Origin of the sequence: Nocardia pseudobrasiliensis NBRC 108224 (assembly GCF_001613105.1) — a bacterium.
Lineage (GTDB): Bacteria > Actinomycetota > Actinomycetes > Mycobacteriales > Mycobacteriaceae > Nocardia > Nocardia pseudobrasiliensis.
Genome location: NZ_BDBS01000097.1, coordinates 1 through 1,470, shown reverse-complemented (window position 1 = coordinate 1,470; position 1,470 = coordinate 1). Strand labels below are relative to the sequence as shown.

Genomic DNA, 1,470 nt, shown 5'->3' with positions numbered 1-1,470 from the left:
GAGCAATGATCAAAACCTGTGGATGACCGGGAGGGAGTACCTTCCCGGATGATCTGAACATCAACGGGTTTCGATCTGCTCGGCGCGCCAACACCGGGCGGGAAGGTACGTCCCATGCTCAAGGTAATCGACGGCGGCGGCGAGTCCAATCAGGGCGGCGTGTCCGGCGCGGTGTCGTCCTCGCCGATCGACGAGATCGTCCGCGAGGGTGCACGGCGAATGCTGGCGTCGGCGTTGCAGGCCGAAGTCAGCGACTACATCGCACGCTTCGCCGGCCAGCTCGACGAGAACGGACACCGGCTGGTGGTCCGCAACGGCTACCACGCCGAGCGGGAGGTGGTGACCGCCGCCGGTGCGGTGACGGTCAAGGCCCCGCGGGTCAATGACCGCCGGGTCGATCCGGAAACCGGTGAGCGGCAGCGGTTTTCCTCGGCGATCCTGCCCGCCTGGTGCCGACGCTCCCCGCAGGTCAGCGAGGTGCTGCCGCTGCTGTATCTGCACGGGCTGTCCACCGGTGACTTCGGTCCGGCCCTCGAGCAGTTCCTCGGTTCCGGTGCCGGATTGTCGGCGGCGTCGATCACCCGGCTGACTGCCTCGTGGCAGGACGAGGCTCGCGTGTTCGCCGCCCGCGACCTATCGGGCACCGACTACGTGTATCTGTGGGTGGACGGCATCCACACCAAAGTTCGCCTGGAGCAGGAGAAATTGTGCCTGCTGGTGATGATCGGCGTCCGGGCCGACGGCCGCAAGGAACTGGTCGCGCTCACCGACGGCTACCGCGAATCCACCGAATCCTGGGCCGATCTATTGCGGGATTGCCGGCGTCGTGGCATGACCGCGCCGGTGCTGGCGGTCGGTGACGGCGCGCTCGGGTTCTGGAAGGCATTGCGGGACGTGTTCCCGGAAACCCGCGAGCAACGCTGCTGGTTCCACAAATCGGCGAATGTTCTTGCCGCACTGCCTAAATCGGCGCATCCCGGCGCGGTCGCGGCGATGAAGGACATCTACAACGCCGAGGACATCGATAAGGCGCAACTCGCGGTGAAAGCGTTCGACATCGACTACGGCGCAAAGTATCCCAAAGCCGTCGCAAAGATTACCGGCGATCTCGACGTGCTGCTCGAGTTCTACCGGTATCCGGCCGAGCACTGGATCCACCTGCGCACCACCAACCCGATCGAGTCGACCTTCGCCTCGGTGCGGCTGCGGACGAAAGTCACCAAAGGACCTGGTTCCCGCGCCGCGGGAATCGCCATGGCCTACAAGCTGATCGAGGCCGCCCAAACCCGCTGGCGCAAGGTCAACGCCCCCGAACTGGTAGCGCTCGTCCGCAACGGCGCCCTGTTCCACAAGGGCAAGCTGCTCGAACGACCCCGCGAGATCACCCCGCCACCGTCAACCGACCCGGCCGACACCACTCGGACGGAGGTCGCCTGAAACATACCTATCCACAGCTTTTGACAATTCCTC

The 1,470-nt window shown here is 65.2% G+C and carries 1 protein-coding gene; it reads left to right on the top strand.

The window, feature by feature from the left end:
- Positions 1-114: 114 nt before the first annotated feature.
- Positions 115-1,437: an IS256 family transposase gene (locus tag NP4_RS39450; protein ID WP_068009994.1), complete on the top strand. Its 1,323-nt coding sequence runs from the start codon at positions 115-117 to the stop codon at positions 1,435-1,437.
- Positions 1,438-1,470: the final 33 nt, after the last annotated feature.